Annotated in this window: 15 protein-coding genes and 1 tRNA gene; 7 read left to right on the top strand and 9 right to left on the bottom strand. The window is 67.7% G+C overall.

Annotation, left to right across the window (positions count from 1 at the left end; translation table 11 throughout):
- Positions 1-9: 9 nt before the first annotated feature.
- The 3 genes from ACWDSI_RS00985 (at position 10) to ACWDSI_RS00975 (ending at position 5,068) form a co-directional block, all read left to right on the top strand.
- Positions 10-672 (top strand): hypothetical protein, encoded by a 663-nt coding sequence (locus tag ACWDSI_RS00985; RefSeq protein WP_449755386.1) that lies wholly within the window; start codon positions 10-12, stop codon positions 670-672.
- Positions 673-785: 113 nt separating this feature from the next.
- Positions 786-2,336, top strand: coding sequence for a Na+/H+ antiporter NhaC family protein (locus ACWDSI_RS00980; protein ID WP_449755385.1), 1,551 nt, complete (start codon positions 786-788; stop codon positions 2,334-2,336).
- A 53-nt stretch (positions 2,337-2,389) separates the two neighbouring features.
- Positions 2,390-5,068 (top strand): cation-transporting P-type ATPase, encoded by a 2,679-nt coding sequence (locus ACWDSI_RS00975; protein WP_449755384.1) that lies wholly within the window; start codon positions 2,390-2,392, stop codon positions 5,066-5,068.
- 10 nt (positions 5,069-5,078) lie between these two features.
- Here the strand turns inward: ACWDSI_RS00975 and ACWDSI_RS00970 are convergent, their stop codons facing one another.
- The 3 genes from ACWDSI_RS00970 to ACWDSI_RS00960 form a co-directional block, all read right to left on the bottom strand.
- Positions 5,079-5,822 carry an SDR family oxidoreductase gene (locus tag ACWDSI_RS00970; protein WP_449755383.1) on the bottom strand — a complete coding sequence of 248 codons (744 nt, stop codon included), beginning with the start codon at positions 5,820-5,822 and terminating at the stop codon, positions 5,079-5,081.
- Positions 5,823-5,922: 100 nt separating this feature from the next.
- The gene (locus ACWDSI_RS00965; RefSeq protein ID WP_449755382.1) at positions 5,923-6,717 is read right to left on the bottom strand and encodes a N5-glutamine methyltransferase family protein; all 795 of its coding nucleotides are present in this window, start codon (positions 6,715-6,717) and stop codon (positions 5,923-5,925) included.
- On the bottom strand, positions 6,714-7,619 hold the full coding sequence (locus ACWDSI_RS00960) for an Fpg/Nei family DNA glycosylase (RefSeq protein WP_449755381.1): 906 nt from the start codon (positions 7,617-7,619) through the stop codon (positions 6,714-6,716). Before ACWDSI_RS00960 ends, ACWDSI_RS00965 begins: the two co-directional genes overlap by 4 nt.
- 25 nt (positions 7,620-7,644) lie before the next feature.
- On the opposite strand from ACWDSI_RS00960, the gene ACWDSI_RS00955 reads away from it, so the two are divergent.
- Positions 7,645-8,385, top strand: a complete 741-nt coding sequence (locus ACWDSI_RS00955; protein ID WP_449755380.1) for a 3'(2'),5'-bisphosphate nucleotidase CysQ — start codon at positions 7,645-7,647, stop codon at positions 8,383-8,385.
- A gap of 20 nt (positions 8,386-8,405) precedes the next feature.
- Here the strand turns inward: ACWDSI_RS00955 and cobF are convergent, their stop codons facing one another.
- The 4 genes from cobF to ACWDSI_RS00935 form a co-directional block, all read right to left on the bottom strand.
- A complete protein-coding gene (gene cobF / locus ACWDSI_RS00950; protein WP_449755379.1) occupies positions 8,406-9,161 on the bottom strand; it encodes a precorrin-6A synthase (deacetylating) in 756 nt (251 codons plus the stop codon).
- Between the two features lie 3 nt (positions 9,162-9,164).
- Positions 9,165-9,974 carry an SDR family oxidoreductase gene (locus tag ACWDSI_RS00945; RefSeq protein ID WP_449755692.1) on the bottom strand — a complete coding sequence of 270 codons (810 nt, stop codon included), beginning with the start codon at positions 9,972-9,974 and terminating at the stop codon, positions 9,165-9,167.
- 28 nt (positions 9,975-10,002) lie between these two features.
- Positions 10,003-10,075, bottom strand: a tRNA-Arg gene (locus tag ACWDSI_RS00940).
- A 113-nt stretch (positions 10,076-10,188) separates the two neighbouring features.
- A complete protein-coding gene (locus tag ACWDSI_RS00935; protein WP_449755378.1) occupies positions 10,189-11,559 on the bottom strand; it encodes a DUF2254 domain-containing protein in 1,371 nt (456 codons plus the stop codon).
- Positions 11,560-11,666: 107 nt separating this feature from the next.
- On the opposite strand from ACWDSI_RS00935, the gene ACWDSI_RS00930 reads away from it, so the two are divergent.
- Entirely contained in the window at positions 11,667-12,524 is an 858-nt protein-coding gene (locus ACWDSI_RS00930) for an SDR family NAD(P)-dependent oxidoreductase (RefSeq protein ID WP_449755377.1), read from the top strand.
- A 55-nt stretch (positions 12,525-12,579) separates the two neighbouring features.
- Here the strand turns inward: ACWDSI_RS00930 and ACWDSI_RS00925 are convergent, their stop codons facing one another.
- A complete protein-coding gene (locus tag ACWDSI_RS00925) occupies positions 12,580-13,011 on the bottom strand; it encodes an SRPBCC family protein (protein WP_449745641.1) in 432 nt (143 codons plus the stop codon).
- 71 nt (positions 13,012-13,082) lie between these two features.
- The gene (locus tag ACWDSI_RS00920) at positions 13,083-13,592 is read right to left on the bottom strand and encodes a MarR family winged helix-turn-helix transcriptional regulator (protein ID WP_449755376.1); all 510 of its coding nucleotides are present in this window, start codon (positions 13,590-13,592) and stop codon (positions 13,083-13,085) included.
- 61 nt (positions 13,593-13,653) lie between these two features.
- Here ACWDSI_RS00920 and ACWDSI_RS00915 point away from each other — a divergent pair, with 61 nt between their 5' ends.
- On the top strand, positions 13,654-14,775 hold the full coding sequence (locus ACWDSI_RS00915) for an FUSC family protein (RefSeq protein WP_449755375.1): 1,122 nt from the start codon (positions 13,654-13,656) through the stop codon (positions 14,773-14,775).
- Positions 14,776-14,944: 169 nt separating this feature from the next.
- Positions 14,945-17,113 (top strand): glutamine synthetase III family protein, encoded by a 2,169-nt coding sequence (locus ACWDSI_RS00910; RefSeq protein WP_449755374.1) that lies wholly within the window; start codon positions 14,945-14,947, stop codon positions 17,111-17,113.
- The last annotated feature ends 64 nt before the right edge of the window (positions 17,114-17,177 follow it).

Genomic DNA, 17,177 nt, shown 5'->3' with positions numbered 1-17,177 from the left:
CTTACGCACGTGAGAACGTCCACGTCCGCGCGGCGCCTGCTGATGCTGGTCGCGTGCGCGGTGGGTCTCACAGCGGTCAGCGCCTGCGGATCGGACACCGCTTCAGGTGACGACACCCCCACATCGGTGCCGCGTTCGGCGGCCGTCACCGTCGCCCCGGGCGCGCCGGTGCGGACCCCACCCGGTACGACGCTCGATTTCGGGGCGACCGCCACGCTGCCCGCCGACACCTACCGCGCTGTCGGACAGCAGGCATTGTTCACCGTCACCGGCATCACACCCGGCAAGGGTGTGCCCGCCGCGCAGACCCGTGGGGGCACCGCCTACTTCGTCTACATCACGGTGACGTCGCTGGCGCCGCGGCCCGTACCGGCACCCGAGCTGACCGGGTTCGCCGGCTCCGGCGACGGACACACCCCGGCGCTCACCCTGCCGCCGTCGACGGCGCTGTCCGACTGCCCGTCGCCCACACCGCCGAAAACCATGCGACGCGGGGATTCGTATGCGAGTTGCCTGATTGCGTTCGCCGACGAGGGAACCACACTCCGTCAGGTGATCTACTGGGCCGACACCACCGGCGACGAGTCCCTCGACTACAAACAGTCGCCGGTGGTCTGGCGCAATCCGAACCAGGTGACCAGCAGCTCACCAGCGGCGTCGCCACCGGCCTGACCCCCGAATGGAGATCGTGCGTTGCCCAGCCCCTCCTGCTAGCCGGTAGTAACCTCAGCGCAGGCCGTCACGACAAAAGCGGCTGATCTGCACACCGCCTCGGAGGGTTAGCGATGTCTGAAATAGCTTCTGATGCAACCGATTCGGATGCCGTAGAACCCAAGCCGAAACGCACGTTCCCCACCGCGCTGACGATCATGGTCAGTGTCGGTGTGCTGCTGTGGATTGCGTCGTTCTTCATCCCGGCGGGCGAATACGTCAAAGGTGCCGACGGCAAGACCACATACCAATCCGCCGACGCCGACCTCAGTTTTGTCGGCAGACTCATTCAGCTGGTCAAGGCGCCGCTCAACGGTTTGTACGGAATCCGGGACGCCACGACGGGTTTCGTCGGCCCGTACGAGAGCGGCTTCATCTTCGGCAGCGCGCAGGTTTTCGCCTTCATCCTCGCCATCGGCGCACTCATGACCGTGGTCATCAGAACCGGCGCCCTCACCATCGCGATCCAGCGGGCGGCACTGCGTTTCCGCACGGACGGCATCGTGCTCGTCATCGGCCTGATCTGGATCTTCGGCTTCCTCGGCTCGCTGAAGTCGTGGGGCGACGAGACGATCGGCATGTATCCGCTGCTCCTGCCGCTGATCATCGCACTCGGCTACGACCGCCTGGTGGCGGTGGCGGTGATCAGCGTCGCGCCCTTCGCCGGGTCGATCGGATCGGTGTTCAACCCGTTCCGCATCGGCGTCGCCTCGGATGCGGCCGGGGTCGACATCGCCGACGGCGCCCCGCTTCGCATGGTGATCTTCGTGGTCACGATGGCGATCGTCACGTTCTTCACGGTTCGGTACGGGCAGCAGGTTCGCAAGGACCCCGCAACCTCACAGATCGGTTTCTCCGACGAGGACCGCACGATCATGGAAGCCGACGCGGCCCTCACCGAGCCGCCCAAGCTCACCGGTCGCCACAAGCTGGTGCTGGTACTGCTCACCTTCACGTTCGCGTTGATGGTCTTCTCCCTGGTGCCGTGGAGCGCCCTGCTGGACCGGACCGAGATCGACCCGGTCACCAACACCGAGGTACAGAAGGTGTTCAGCTGGGATCTGGGGTGGTGGATGCCCGAACTCGCCGCGCTGTTCATCGTGATGGCCGTGGTGATCGGCATCGCGGGCGGCCTGCGCGAAGGCGAACTCAGCGACACCATCGTGCAGGGCATGAAGGACTTCGCCGGTCCCGCAATCCTCATCCTGGTGGCGCGCGGCATCGCGGTGATCCTCACCAACACCAAGACCCTCGACACGATCCTGCACTGGATGGAGCAGGCGGTCAGCGGTACCCATCTGGCGGTGTTCGTCATCCTGTTCTCGATCCTGACGTTGCCCCTGGCATTCCTGGTCGGTTCCGGCTCGGCGGCAATGGCCTTGGTGATGCCGGTGCTCGCTCCGCTGGGCAGCGCGGTGGGTACCGGCGAGCCGCTGATCATCACCATGTACAACAGCATCGGCGGCGTCGTGCTGCTGCTGGCGCCCACCAACGCCCTGCTGATGGCCGGCCTGATCCTGGCAAAGGTCAACTACGGCAAGTACATACGCTTCATGGTGCCGATGCTGGTGACGCTGTTCGTGGCGCTGGTGGTGCTGTTCCTCATCAGTCTGCTGTTCACCTGAGATGCGATGCGTCTCGAGATGCGTTCGATCTTCGTCGGCGGGAGCATAGGGGGATGTCCCGCTCCTTGTCCGCCATCGATTCCCACTCCAGCGGCCGCCGCGACACCCTGGCCGCCCTCGCCTCCTCGTCGGAGGGTTTGAGCGGCACCGAGGCCGCGCACCGACTGGACGCCCTGGGACCCAACAAACTCGAGGAAGCCGCCACCCGCCCGGCGTGGCTGCGTTTCCTCGCGCACTTCAACAATGTGTTGATCTTCATCCTGCTCGCCGCGGGTGTGCTCAAGGCGATCCTGGGCGAGTGGATCGACTTCGGCGTCATCATCGCGGTGGCGTTGATCAACGCGGTGGTTGGCTTCGTCCAGGAGGGTCGGGCCGAGAGCGCTCTCGCCGGCATCCGGGGCATGCTCTCCCCGCACGCACGCGCACGCCGCGATGGTCAGTGGGTCGACGTCGACGCCGAAACACTCGTTCCCGGCGATGTGGTCTCGATCCGCTCCGGTGACCGCGTACCCGCCGACATGCGGCTGCTGGAGGCCACCAATCTGCAGATCGAGGAGTCGGCGCTGACCGGCGAATCGGTGCCGGCCACCAAGGACACCGTCGCCGTCGAGGTCGACGCGGGGATCGGCGACCGAGCGTCGATGGCATATTCGGGCACCATCGTGTCGGCGGGCACCGGCGTCGGTGTGGTCACCGCAACCGGAGCATCCACCGAGATCGGTCGCATCCAGTCGATGATCGCCGACATCGACGTGATCGAAACCCCGTTGACCCGACGGCTCGACCGTTTCGGTAGGCAGCTGTCCCTGGTGATCCTGGGAGTGGCCGGGCTGATCGTGGTGATCGGCAAACTCATCCACAGCTTCACCATCGACGAGTTGGTTTCGGCAGCAATCGGTTTCGCTGTTGCCGCCATCCCCGAGGGACTGCCCGCGGTGGTGACCATCACGCTCGCTCTCGGTGTGCAGCAGATGGCGCGACGTCGAGCCATCACCCGCAAACTGCCCGCGGTGGAGGCGCTCGGTTCGGTCACCGTGATCTGCTCGGACAAGACCGGCACGCTCACCCAGAACGAGATGACCGTGCGTTCGGTGATCACCGGTACCCGCGACTACTCGATCGAGGGCACCGGCTACGACCCCACCGGCGCGATCCTCGCCGACGGCTCGCCAGCCGTCATCGCCGACCACCCCGACCTCTCGCAGTTCGTGGTGACCATGGGACTGTGCAACGATTCGCGCGTCGCACAGAATCCCGACGGCCTGTGGCAACTGGTGGGCGAACCCACCGAGGGTGCGTTGCGCACCCTGGCACTCAAGGCCGGATTCGATTCCGACACAGACCGGCTCGGCGAGATTCCGTTCGAGTCGACGCACAAGTTCATGGCGGTGCTCGTCGACGTGCCCGACTCGGAACGCACCATCCTGATGAAGGGCGCCCCCGACCGTGTGCTCGACCGCTGTACGCACCAACTCGACGCGGACGGGCACACGGTGCCGCTCGATCGGATGCGGTGGGAGCGCGACATCGACGCGCTCAGCAGCGAAGGGTTACGGGTGCTCGCCGCCGCCGCGCGGCCCGCACCGTCGGCGCAGTCCCTGGACTTCGACGACGTCGCCGACGGGTTCACCTTCCTCGGACTCGCCGGCATCGTCGACCCCCCGCGGCCCGAGGCGGTGACTGCGATCGCCGACTGTCACGGGGCGGGCATCCGAGTGAAGATGATCACCGGCGACCATGCGGGCACGGCGCGGGCGATCGCCAACGAGATGGGGTTGGTCACCGATCCGCAAGCGCCGGTGCTGACCGGCGCCGAGCTCGAGCAGATGAGTCAGACACGCCTGCGGGAGACGGCCGGCGATGTCGACATCTATGCGCGCACGAGCCCGGAGCACAAGCTGCGGATCGTCTCCGCGCTGCAGGCGCAGGGCGAGATCGTCGCGATGACCGGCGACGGCGTCAACGACGCGCCCGCACTCACCCGTGCCGACATCGGTGTGGCCATGGGCATCAAGGGAACCGAGGCCACCAAGGAGGCCGCGGGGATCGTGCTCGCCGACGACAACTTCGCCACCATCGAACGAGCGGTGGAGGAGGGTCGGCGGATCTACGACAACATCCGCAAGTCGATCCTGTTCATGCTGCCGACCAATGGTGCGCAGTCGCTGGTCATCCTGGTGGCCATCCTGTTCGGCTTCGCATTGCCACTCGCCCCGGTGCAGATCCTGTGGGTCAACATGATCACCGGCGTGACGCTCTCGTTGGCGCTGGTCTTCGAACCGGCCGAGCCGGGGATCATGTCGCGGCCACCACGTGACGCGAGGGGACCGTTGATCGCTGCGCGCGATCTGGCGGTGATCGGGTTCGTGTCGATCGTGGTGTCGGCGGCGACCATTGCGGTGTACTTCGTCGCGAAATCGGGTGGGCACTCGCTGGCCGTCGCGCAGACCGCGGCGGTCAACATGCTGGCACTGGGACAGCTGGCCTACCTGTTCAACTGCCGCTTCCTCAACAGTTCGAGCCTGCGACCCAGCGCGCTGCGCGGCAACCCGATGGTGTGGTGGACGGCCGGGGCGCTCGTGGTACTCCAGCTGGTGTTCATCTACGCGCCGTTCATGCACACCTGGTTCGGATCGGCGCCGCTGACCGGTATCGGGTGGGGTGTGACGATCGGACTGGCGGTGGTGGTGTTCTTCGTCGTCGAACTCGGTAAGGCGGTCGCGCGACGCTAGGTACGCGACGCTAGGTGAGTCGCCGGGCGAGGGGACCCGGCAGAAATCGCAGGGCCGCCGCGATCGGCACCCACGGCCACGGCGGCACCGGGGCATAGGACTTCTCGGCGTCGATGGCCTTGACCATCGCGGCCACGCCGGAATCGGTGTCGGCCATCAGCGCGGTCTTCACGCCGCGGTTGATATCGGTCTCGATGTAGCCGGGCAGGATGACCGACACGCGAATCGGCGATCCGGCGAGTTCGGCCTGCAAACCCTGGCCGAGCGCACTCACCCCGGCCTTGGACGCCGAATAGGCGGTCTGCGCCTTCGGCAGGCCGCGGACGGCGCTGATCGAGCTGATCAGCACGAGGTGGCCGTGGTTTTGCGCGCGGAAGATCTCCATGGCGGCCTCCGCCTGCGCCAGCGCCCCGATCAGGTTGGTCTGTACCGTCTCGATGTTGGCGTGCGCCTTCCCGGTACCGATCGGGGCGCCCTTGCCGAGTCCGGCGTTGACGATCACCCGGTCGAGGCCGCCGAGTTCGTCGTGCAGTTTGCCGAAGGCGACCGGGACGGCGTCGACGTCGGTCACGTCGAGTGCGGTGACGGCCACCTGCGCGGCGGCCGGTCGCAGTTCGTCGGCGAGGGTTTCCAGTCGGTCGAGTCGCCGGGCCGCCAGCCCGAGCGCCCGGCCTTGGGCCGCGTATGCACGGGCCATGCCCTCGCCGAGGCCGGAACTCGCGCCGGTGATCAGGATCTTCTGTCGGGTCGCCACGGCAGCCAATGTACCGATTCGATGTCGGCATACCGATACAGATGCGGCGGCAGGGCGCCGTCGCGGCAATTATTGTCACGACGTCGCTGTGGCACCGCGGTTATATCGGCCCGCGTACCAGCCGCAGCACCGCGGTCTGCCCGTCGTCGCCGATCAGCCTCCCGGCACTCGCCCAGACCGGCCCGATCCCACCGAGGACGGCGTCGGCCTGGGTGCGGTTCATCTCGATGAGCAGCGTGCCCCGACCGGCGAGGAACTCGGGGGCTTCGCTGATCAGCGCGCGGATGTGGTCGAGACCGTCGGGGCCGCCGAGCAGGGCGCGGGGTGGTTCGTGATGGGCTTCGTGCGGCAGCAGGTAGAGCGCGGAGTCGGGAACGTACGGCGGCACGGCGGCGATCACCGACACCATCCCGCGCAGCACATCGGGCAGCGCCCGCAGCCCGGGCCCGGCGTGGTACGACGCCTGGCCGTCGAGGTTGCGGCGCGCGTAGTCGAGGGCGAGTGGATCGAGGTCGGTGACGTGCAGATCGGCGTGCGGGAGTCGGTGACGGACGGTCGCGGCGATCGGCGCGACACCGCAGAACGCTTCCACCACAACGGGTTCGGCAAAGCCGCGGGCAGCGTCGAGGGTCGCCTGCGCGAGCAGCAGGGACCGCTGGCGCGGGATGAACACGCCCGGTCCCACACTCAACGTGAGATCCCCGAACCGCACCGCGCCGACGAGGTGTTCAAGCGGTTCACCCGCGAGGCGTCGGGTCACCAGGGTCTCGAGGTGGGCGGGGTCGGATGCGGCGTCGGCGAGGATCCGGGCCTCCTCCTCGGCGAAGACACATCCGCCGGCGCGCAACCGCGCGGCGAGTGCCGCAAGGTCGACGGTGACCGGACGGGTGCTCATTTCAGCAGTCTCGACATGCGGCGGTCGGCGAGCACCTTGCCGCCGGTCTGGCACGTCGGGCAGTACTGGAAGGAGCGGTCGGCGAAGCTGACCTCGCGGATCGTGTCGCCGCAGACCGGGCACGGCAATCCGGTGCGGGCGTGCACCCGCAGTCCGGTACGTTTCTCCGACTTCAGCCGCGCCACCTCCTGGCCTTCGAGCCGCTCGATGGCGTCGGTCAGCACCGCCCGCATCGCGCCGTACAGGGTGTCGATCTGTGCATCGGACAGGGTTTTGGCCGAGGCGAACGGCGAGAGCTTCGCGGTGTGCAGGATCTCGTCGGAGTAGGCGTTACCGATGCCGGCCAGCACCCGCTGATCGGTCAGTACGTTCTTGATGCGTCCGGCGGTGCCGTGCACGATCTCGGCGAACTCGTCGCGCGACACCCTCAGCACGTCGGGTCCGAGCGAGGCGATGCGGTCGACGTCGGCGACGTCGCGGACCACCCAGACGGCGAGGCGTTTCTGGGTGCCCGCCTCGGTGACGTCGAATCCCTCTCCCCCGCCGCCGGGACCGGGCAGTCCGCAGTGCACCCGCAGCGCGATCGGACTCTTTCCGCCGGGACGCAGCGGCCGCGGCGAGAGGTCGTCGCTCCAGCGCAGCCAGCCGGCCCGCGACAGGTGGATCACCAGGTTGATCTCCGGGTCGGCGGCCTGTTCGGCGGTGCCCGGGATCGTCCGGATGATCAGATACTTGCCGATGCGGCCGGCGGATTCGACGATCCGTCCGGCCAGCGCCGTGTACGGCGGGTCGGCGGTCTTGAGCACCGACAGCGACGCCACATCCACACGCCGGATCGGTAGGCCGGCCGCACGGCCGTCGACGTAGTCGGCGATGGCCGTCACCTCAGGCAACTCGGGCATGACTCCAGTGTGCTCTAGTAATCAGATGATCTCCGCGCATTCGGATGCCGAGCTGTCGGCACGCATCGCGAAGGGCGCGGGCGACATCCTGCTCGGTGTGCGTTCCGGCGAGTTGCTGGGCGGTCGGATGCTCGGCGATGTCGGCGACGCGATGGCGCAGGCGTGGATCGCGGCGGTGTTGCGCCGGCATCGCAGCGGCGACGCGGTGCTCTCCGAGGAGGCCGCCGATGTGGGCGACCGGGGCTCGGCGGGGCGGGTGTGGATCATCGACCCGCTCGACGGGACCCGCGAGTTCGCGTCGGGCACCGCCGACTGGGCGGTGCACGTGGCGCTCACCGAGGCCGGGGCGGTGACCGCGGCCGCGGTGTCGCTGCCGGCGACGGGCGAGATGTTCCGCTCCGACACCGTGCCCGCGACCACGGGTCCGCTCACCGGGCGGATCGCGGTGTCGCGCTGGGGCGGCACCTACGAGGTGGCGGCCGTCGCGCGGGCGCTGGGGTTGACGGCGGTCGAAATCGGGTCGGCTGGGGCCAAGGCGATGGCGGTGGTGCGCGGTGACGTGGACGCCTACATCCATTCCGGCGGCCAGTACGAGTGGGACAACTGCGCTCCGGTGGGGGTGGCGCTGGCGGCAGGCCTGCACTGCAGCCGACTCGACGGTTCCCCGATCGTCTACAACCAGCCGCAGCCCTACATGCCCGACTTCGTCATCTGCCGCAGCGAGATCCGTGACGACGTGATGGGTGTGCTCGACCGCGTGTGGTGAGCGCGTCCGCAGGCGCCTCGTCACCCCTTGCGCAGCAGGTAGATGTCCATGATCCAGCCGATGCGGGCACGCGCCTGTGCCCGGACCCGGGCGATCTCGTCGGCGACGTCGCCGACCCGTCCGCTGACGAGGATCTGGTCGGGGGTTCCCAGGTAGGCGCCCCACCAGATGTGGTCGTCGTCGGCGGCGGTGTGCCGGAACGCGAGATCGGCGTCGAGCATCACGATCTGGTTGGTGTCGGCACCGGGCGGGGTGTCGGCGAGGCGACGGCCCGTGGTGATGTGCACGGGTTCACCGATGCGATGGGCCACGATGCCGTGCGCGGCGGTGAGCGCACTGGCGCTGGTGACACCCGGGATCACCTCGACGTCGACGTCGAGCCCGGGTCTGGCGGAGAGGTCGTCGACGATCCGCAGGGTGCTGTCGTAGAGGGCCGGATCCCCCCACACCAGAAACGCGGCGACGGCGCCGTCGGAGAGTTCGCTGCGCAACGCGAGGTCGATGACCTCGGCGCGGGCGGCGTGCCAGCGGCGCACCTCGGCGTCGTAGTCGGCGGGATGGCGGTCGCGGGGCGGGTCGGCGATGGCGATCACGCGGTGATCGGGCCGGGCGTAGCGGTCGAGCAGCGTGCGACGCACCTGGAGCAATCCGTCTTTCGCATGCCCCTTGTCGAGGGTGAGGAACACGTCGACGTCGGCCATCGCCTCACTCGCCTGCACGGTGATCTGACGCGGGTCACCCGGCCCGATCCCGATGACGCGCAGCGTGATTCGCATCCCCTACACCCGCACGCGTGGCAGTCCGTGTTTGCGCGCGGTCATGTCCAGGATGAACTGGCGCGGCAGCAACCGCCGCATCGCGAAAACGAGTGCCGCGGAATTCCCCTTGGCGTAGAACGGTTTCGGATGTTCGGCGAGCGCGGCATCGACGATCACCCGGGCCATGTCGGCGGCGGTGATACCGGCGTCCTCGTTGCGGCGGGTTGCCGCGGCCAGCGTGTCGTATTCGGCGCGATACACCGAATCCTCGCCGATGTAGATGCTGCGCCGGTCGCCGATGCCGGTGGCGATGGTGCCCGGTTCGACGCTGATCATCCGGATTCCGTACGGCGCCACCTCTCGCCGGGTGGCGAACGCGAACGCCTTGAGCGCCGACTTGGTGGCCGCGTAATTGGAGCGGAACGCCACCGGGAAGCTCGACAGCATCGACCCCACCAGCACGACGGTGCCGCGGCGACGGCGGCGCATGCCCGGCAGTACGGCCTTGGTGAGCGCGATCGGACCGAACACGTTCACCCGGAACAGGTCCTCGATCGCGGTCATGGGCGTGTCCTCGAGCGCCCCGGCCTGCGACTCGCCGGCGTTGTTGATCAGGATGTCGACGTCGCCGACCTGCCCGGCGCACTCGGTGGCGCTGTCGTAGTCGGCGTTGTCGAGGCGCACATAGGTGACGCCGGGAATCGGATCGGCGACGGTGTCGGGGTGGCGGCTGGTGCCGAACACGCGGTGCCCGGCCGACGCGAACTGACGGGCGACCTCGGCGCCGATGCCGCTGGTCGCGCCGGTGACGAGAACTGTCTGAGGACTGATGGTCGATGCCACACAGTCACCGTATCTGTGCTCCCGGCAGGATTCGAACCTGCGACACCGGCTTTAGGAGAGCCGTGCTCTATCCCCTGAGCTACGAGAGCGAGAGCGCCCGGCCGCGATCCGGAGGACCCCGGGCCGATTGGACGCCGACGAGTCTACGTCACCCTCGAATGCGCAGCGTGGGCACCGGTGCGTCGACCTGCTCCCGCCACGATCAGCGGGTGCGCGCCGCCGTGACGATCGCCTGCCGGGCCAGGTCGATCTCGCCGCGACAGAAGTCGGCGTCGACCTGATCGTCGATCCGGTCGACCGCGTGGTAGATCAGGGTGAGATGTCGGAGCACCGCATCGCGGACATCGTCGTCGACGGCGGCGGTGCCGAGTCGCCGCGCCAGCAGGATCGCCGCGGTCATCGCGATCGGGTGGGCGATCGCGTAGGTCCGCACCGCGCCGAACACGTCGTCGATCAACTCCGTCAACGGCAGCCGGGTGACGATGAGCCGCAGGGTGCCGTCGGAGTCCACCCGGCCGAGTTGCGGCGCGGTGCGCTGCGCCATCGGAGTCAGGCCCGCGGCGAGTTCGTTGAGCGCGTTGTGCGCGGTGTACGGGTCATTGGTGCCCGGCGACAATGCGCGCACCGCCATCTCGGTGAGCTGCTGCACCGCGAACTGGATGTCCTGATAGGGCGTGCGGGTCTCGCCGACGTGGATGTGCGCGCGGACCTTGTCGTCGGGCACGTCGACATCGGAATCGCGCGCCGGACGCCGGTCCTCCTGCGCGTTGTCCACGGCGGGGTGGACGTAGGCGATCGGATCTCCTTCGATGACGTGGTCGCCGGGGCGCACCCCGACGACGATCAGGCAGTCGTGCTTGCACGCGGTGTCGAGCACCGACTCCTCGTCGATGCCGATGATGAAACCCGAGAGGGCCGAGGTCACCGCCCGCCCACCCGGCGGTGTCGGCGCGGCCACCGCGTCGGAGGGCTCCTCCTCCGGATACAACAGACCCACAACGCTGTCGAGTTCGGAACGCACCCGCGACGACAACGTCGAGACCTGGATCGACCTCGCGATGTGGTTGATGAAGTAGACCAGGACGATGACGTCCACGACGGCCAACAACACCGCGACGTTGATGGCGATGTCGGGGACGAAGGAACCCTTGAGATCGTCCTCGCCGCGGATGGCCCGCAACACCATCAGCGAGTAGAGGAACGTCGCGCCGAACATGCCGAGCACGAACTGGTTTCCCCGGTCGTTCATGAAGTTCCGGACCAGCCGCGGGCCATAGGTGGAGCTCGCGGTGGCCAGCACCGAGATCGTGATCGAGAAGGAGGTCGCGGCGACGGCCAGAATCGACCCGGCGATCGCACCGAGGATGTCGCGGCCGCCGCTGACCCCGACCTGATAGAACAGCACCCCCAGCCCGGGACGCGTTGTCCCGACCGCCTTGTCGAGGGCGACGAGCAACTGGGCCAACACGATGCCGGCCAAGCCGAGCAACAGGGGAACCAACCAGAAGGCGTCACGCATCTGTGCGAGACGAATGCGCATGAATTCCCCGCTCATCTCGGCGTCGGTCGTCATTCGGTGGTTTCCACACCCTAACGTCACCCACGCCGACACCGGCGGTCGATCGGGACGGACCCCCGTCGGCGAGTACGCTCATGCCGGTCCGTCGAGGGAGGAGTCCGATGCCTGATTTCCCCGGCACGATCATGGATGTGATGCAGCGACGCTCCTGGTTGCCCGGACGTGTCGAACGGGCACTGACCGGCGGCGGACGCGCGGTCACCGATCTGACGATCGTGGTGACCGGGGCGTCGTCGGGGATCGGGCGCGCGGCCGCGACCCAACTCGCCGCCCGCGGCGCCCGGGTGATCGCCGTGGCCCGGCGCGAATCGGAGCTGAGCGCGCTGGCCGCCGAGACCGGCTGCTCCTTCCGCGTCTGCGACCTCGCCGACGAGACCGCGATCAGCGCGCTGCTCGACGAACTCCACACACTGTCCGTGGACGTTGTGGTCAACAACGCGGGCCGGTCCATCCGACGCTCGATCCGCGCCGCCGCCGGCGACGGCACCCCCGACACCATGCGTCTGCACGACTACCAGCGCAGTATGGCGCTCAACTACTTCGCCGCCGTGCAAGTCACCCTCGGTCTGCTCCCGGGCATGATCGATCGCGGTCGCGGTCAGTTCGTCAACGTCTGCACCTGGGGCCTGCTGCCCGGCACCTTTCCCCGCTTCTCCGCGTACGCGGCGTCGAAGAACGCTCTGGCGATCTTCGGGCGCAGCCTCAACGCCGAACGCCCGCATCCGAACATCTGCGCCACCAACGTCTACTTCCCGCTCGTGCGAACCGACATGATCTCGCCGACAACCGAATACGACGACCTGCATGCTCTCGACGTGGCCGAGGCGGCCGACTGGATCGTGCGGGCGGTGACCCACCAACCGTCCGACGTCGCACCCGCTGCGCTGCGCGCCCTGCTCCCGGTGATCGACTACCTCAGTCCCGCGGGCGCCGACCGCACGATGGCCGCGCTGACCTGACGAGTCGACCGGGCCTCGAGGTTCAACCGAGCCGGAGCTTCAACCGCGCTCGTGCTCATCCGAGCTGTTCGCGCAGCTTGGACTCGACGTGCTTGGTCAACTGGCCGACGAACGGTTCGAGAATGGCTTTGAGAGCCCGGCCGGTGAGGCCGCCGGGCAGCCGGTAGTCGATCTCCAGATCGATCGAGGTACCGCTCTCGGCATCGGCGAAGTGCCAGATGTTGGTGATCGGGAAGCCTGCGATCGACTCGAGTTTCAGCACTTCGTTCTCCACCCACTCGGTGGTTTCGAGCGTCGACGACAAGGTCTTGGGCCCCACGTTGAGTTGCGCTTCGAATTGCGAACCCAGGCCGAAGGTCTGCTCGGTGATCGGTTCGAAGCCCGAAACCCCGAACAGATAGTGGGGCACGTTGGTGTAGTCGTTGACGTAGGCGAACGCATCCTCGCGGGACGCGTCGACGACGAATGAATGACGGGTTCCAGGCACTGCACATCCCCTTCGGTCACGGCGTCCCCGGCCCGGGTCGAGCGCGGGATCAGCACCGACCCTAGGGCACCTCAGTCGGGCAACGCGCCGGACACGCGACGCAACAGGGCTGCGAGCTGGATACGTTCGTCGTCGGTGAGTGCCGCGAGCACCGCACGGTCGTCGGCGAGCCGTCTCGGCAGCTCCGTGTCGACCAGACGCCGACCGTCCCCGGTCAGCGTGAGCAGCACCACCCGGCCGTCACGGTCAGAGCGGCGTCGCTCCAGCAGGCCCCGACGAGCGAGATTCTCGGTGATCTTGGTGACGGACGCGCCACTGAGCATCGTGGTGGACACCACCTCGCTGGCACGCAGCGGACGCGTGGCCCGCGCCAACGCACCCAGCACGTCGAACTCCGACCGGCCGATGCCGTGGACCTCGAGTGTGCGCTCGAGCCGATGGTTGGTCACCGTTGCGATGCGCTGAATCCGGCCCAGGATCGCGATCGGGCGGGTATCCAGATCCGGGTAGGCCGCGGTCCACTCCGCTTCGATCCGGTCCACCACATCGTGGCCGCTCCCCGAATCCGTCTCGTCGCTCACGCTCCGATCGTAGCCACCCTCCTCTTATATTTCACTACTAAAACAGTGATAAAGTTGATGGATGCCGATGCCCTCCTTGACCGCCCACGTCCAGCGCAGCAGCCTCGCGTTACGCCACGCGACCAGCCACGCCGCGCTCCGCGACGCCCTGCGTGTCGACCTCGGCAACGCCGGGGTGGCCGGACCGATCCGTGTCGGGGTGGCGGTCGGCGCGGTCCTGGTGGTCGGCGGGCTGCTCGGGCACCGCGACGTGGCGGGATTCGCCGCCCTCGGCGCGCTGGTGTCGGCCTTTTGCCGGCCAGACCCGTATCCGGTGCGCGCGGTCCGTTTGGCGGTGCTCGGTGCCGGCATCACCGCTGCCATCGCCATCGGTGCCACGGTGGGCGTCTACGCGAGTACGACGATCACCGAGATCACGGTGATCGCACTACTTTCCGGCGCGGCAGCCTATCTCGTGTCCGCGCTGCACATCGTCGGGCCGGGCGCGGTGGTATTCGTGTTCGCGGCCACCGGAGCCGCGGGTTTCGCGCACGACGCAGCCGACATCGGCCGCGCCACGGCGGCCACAATGGCCGGTGTCGTGGTGGGGATGCTCGCCGCGCTGGCCCCGTGGGCTGCCACCCTCTTTCGTCCCGCCGACCGCGCCCACGCCCGTCGTGAATCGATCCGGGTCACCCTGGCCGGCGGCCGGGGCACCGCCCACCATCACCTTCTGCTCAATTCGGCACGGATCGTCGTCGCTGCCGCCGCAGCGGCAGGCCTCGCCGCCGCGGCCGGGCTCTCCCACCCGATGTGGGCGGCAATGGGCGCGGTGGCGGCGATGCAGGGCGTGACCTACCACCTCACCGTTCGACGCGGACTGCAGCGCTTGATCGGGAACGTCGGTGGCGCACTGATCGCCGCAACCCTCTTGGCGATCCCGTTGGGTTACTGGGGTGCGGTGGCCGCCATCGTCATCTTCCAGACGCTCGCGGAGATCCTCTCCACGGTCAACTACGCACTGTGTTCACTGGCCGTCACACCGATGGCGTTGATCCTCACCGGACTCGGCGCGGGCCTGACCCCGCACACCGCGGTCGACCGAATCGTCGACACCCTCATCGGTGTCGCGATCGGCATCATCGTCGCAGCTCTGACGATCCGCACGGCCGACACACCGACCGTCGCCGACGCCCGGCGCTGACCTTTGCCAACACAACGTGTGTTTTCACGGGCGTCACATGAAGGCAACGATCCCGGTACGTGTCGCTCATAGCGTCGGTGTGCTTGAAGACAAAGAGTCCAACTCGCCACCCGGCCCACCAGACACACTGTGAGTCCGGCCAGGCGGGGAGCCAACACAGGAGCAATACATGAGTGGCAGCATGTCACGCCGCCAGGCGATCGAAGCCGTAACCACCTACTCCATGGAGACGCCCGGATTCCAGGAGCCCCTGGCAGACACGTTCGGGCGGAACGTGTTCTCCCTGTCGGTGATGAAGACCCGCCTTCCCAAGCACGTCTTCAAGGCGGTCGCCGCAACCATCGACAAGGGTGTGCCGCTCGACCCCACCCTCGCCGACTACGTCGCCGCCGCCATGAAGGACTGGGCGCTCGAGCACAACGCTTCGCATTACGCGCACGTGTTCTATCCGTTGACCGGCTTCACCGCGGAGAAGCACGACTCGTTCCTCGAGCCCGACGGCGCGGACGGGTCGATGGCAGAGTTCACGGGCAAGACCCTGCTGCAGGGCGAGCCGGACGCATCCAGCTTCCCCAACGGCGGCCTGCGCGGCACCTTCGAGGCGCGCGGCTACACCGGTTGGGACGTCACCAGCCCTGCCTACATCCTGGAGAATCCCAACGGCAACACGCTGTGCATCCCGACGATCTTCATCTCGTGGACCGGCGAGGCCCTCGACAAGAAGGTCCCGTTGCTGCGCAGCCAGCAGGCGATGAGCAAGCAGGCGATGCGTGTGCTGCGACTGTTCCACGACGACGTCGACACCGTCGTCTCCTACGCCGGACCCGAGCAGGAGTACTTCCTGATCGACCGTCACTTCTACTTCGCCCGGCCCGACCTGATGACCGCCAACCGCACACTGTTCGGCGCGAAACCCTCGAAGGGCCAGGAGTTCGACGACCACTACTTCGGCGCCATCCCCGATCGCGTGCTCGCCTTCATGTGCGAGCTCGACCGCGAACTGTTCAAACTGGCGATTCCGGCCAAGACCCGCCACAACGAAGTCGCCCCCGGCCAGTTCGAGCTGGCGCCGGTGTTCGAGCGCTCCAACCTCGCCGCCGACCATCAGCAGTTGATGATGACCACCGTGAAGAAGGTCGCCGAGCGGTACGGCCTGGTGGCGCTGCTGCACGAGAAGCCGTTCGCCGGAGTCAACGGATCGGGCAAGCACGTCAACTTCTCGATGGGCAACAACAACCAGGGCAACCTGCTCAACCCCGGCGACACCCCGCACGAGAACGTGCAGTTCCTGGTGTTCTGCGCGGCCATCATCCGCGGTGTGGACAAGTTCAGCGGCCTGCTGCGCGCCTCGGTCGCGTCGGCGTCGAACGATCATCGCCTCGGCGCCAACGAGGCACCGCCCGCGATCATCTCGATCTTCCTCGGTGACCAGCTCTCCGACATCTTCGACCAGATCGCCAAGGGCGGCGCCAAGGAGTCCAAGGCCTCCGGCGTCATCGAACTCGGCGTCGACACCCTGCCGCCGCTCAAAGCCGATGCGGGCGACCGCAACCGCACCAGTCCGTTCGCCTTCACCGGCAACCGATTCGAATTCCGGGCGCCCGGCTCCAACCAGTCCATCGCCGATCCGATGGTCGCCATCAACGCCATGCTGGCCGATTCGCTCGACTACGTGGCGACCTACCTCGAGAAGAAGGTCGCCGACGGCACCGATCTCAACGACGCGGTCCAGTCGTTGCTCGCGGAGATCATCACCGAGCACGGTCGCGTGGTCTTCAACGGAAACGGGTACTCCGACGAGTGGCAAGAGGAGGCGGCCTCGCGGGGCCTGCTGAACCTCCGAACCACCGTCGATGCCCTCGCCCAGTACGACGTGCCGGAGAACAAGGAGGTGCTGAGCAAGTACGGCATCCTCTCCGAGCGCGAACTCGAGGCCCGCAAGGACGTCATCCTCGAGCAGTACTCGCTGGCACTGTTGGTGGAGGCCAAGGAGACCCTCGAGGTCGCCAAGACGATGATCCTTCCCGCGGCGACCCGCTACCTCGGGGAGCTCGCGAGCACGGCCGGGAGCCTCAAGGCCGCGGGCGTCGACGTCGAGACACCGGTGCTGGCCACCATGGCCGAAAAGGTCACCGAGCTGAACTCGGCGATGGACACCCTCGAGGCGGCCATCGAAGGCTTCCATGCCGACGGTGTCGAGGACGAATCGAAGTACGCTCTCGAATCGTTGATTCCCGGGATGGACAAGGTCCGCGAGGTCACCGACGGACTCGAGACCGTCATCGCCGACGACCTGTGGCCGCTGCCCACCTACAACGAGATGCTCACCATCATCTGAGTCCTCTCACTCGGCACATCGTGCCCGTCGGGATCCGTCCCGGCGGGCACGGTTGCGTGTGCAC

This window comes from Gordonia sp. NPDC003429 (assembly GCF_053588575.1).
This window is presented reverse-complemented; position numbering and strand designations above follow the sequence as displayed.

Bases quoted from the DNA above. Each gene is read 5' to 3' on its own strand.
- ACWDSI_RS00980 (WP_449755385.1), top strand. From the start codon at position 786: ATGTCTGAAATAGCTTCTGATGCAACCGATTCGGATGCCGTAGAACCC.
- ACWDSI_RS00975 (WP_449755384.1), top strand. From the start codon at position 2,390: ATGTCCCGCTCCTTGTCCGCCATCGATTCCCACTCCAGCGGCCGCCGC.
- ACWDSI_RS00965 (WP_449755382.1), bottom strand. From the start codon at position 6,717: ATGAGCACCCGTCCGGTCACCGTCGACCTTGCGGCACTCGCCGCGCGG.
- ACWDSI_RS00960 (WP_449755381.1), bottom strand. From the start codon at position 7,619: ATGCCCGAGTTGCCTGAGGTGACGGCCATCGCCGACTACGTCGACGGC.
- ACWDSI_RS00955 (WP_449755380.1), top strand. From the start codon at position 7,645: ATGATCTCCGCGCATTCGGATGCCGAGCTGTCGGCACGCATCGCGAAG.
- cobF (WP_449755379.1), bottom strand. From the start codon at position 9,161: ATGCGAATCACGCTGCGCGTCATCGGGATCGGGCCGGGTGACCCGCGT.
- ACWDSI_RS00935 (WP_449755378.1), bottom strand. From the start codon at position 11,559: ATGACGACCGACGCCGAGATGAGCGGGGAATTCATGCGCATTCGTCTC.
- ACWDSI_RS00930 (WP_449755377.1), top strand. From the start codon at position 11,667: ATGCCTGATTTCCCCGGCACGATCATGGATGTGATGCAGCGACGCTCC.
- ACWDSI_RS00915 (WP_449755375.1), top strand. From the start codon at position 13,654: ATGCCGATGCCCTCCTTGACCGCCCACGTCCAGCGCAGCAGCCTCGCG.
- ACWDSI_RS00910 (WP_449755374.1), top strand. From the start codon at position 14,945: ATGAGTGGCAGCATGTCACGCCGCCAGGCGATCGAAGCCGTAACCACC.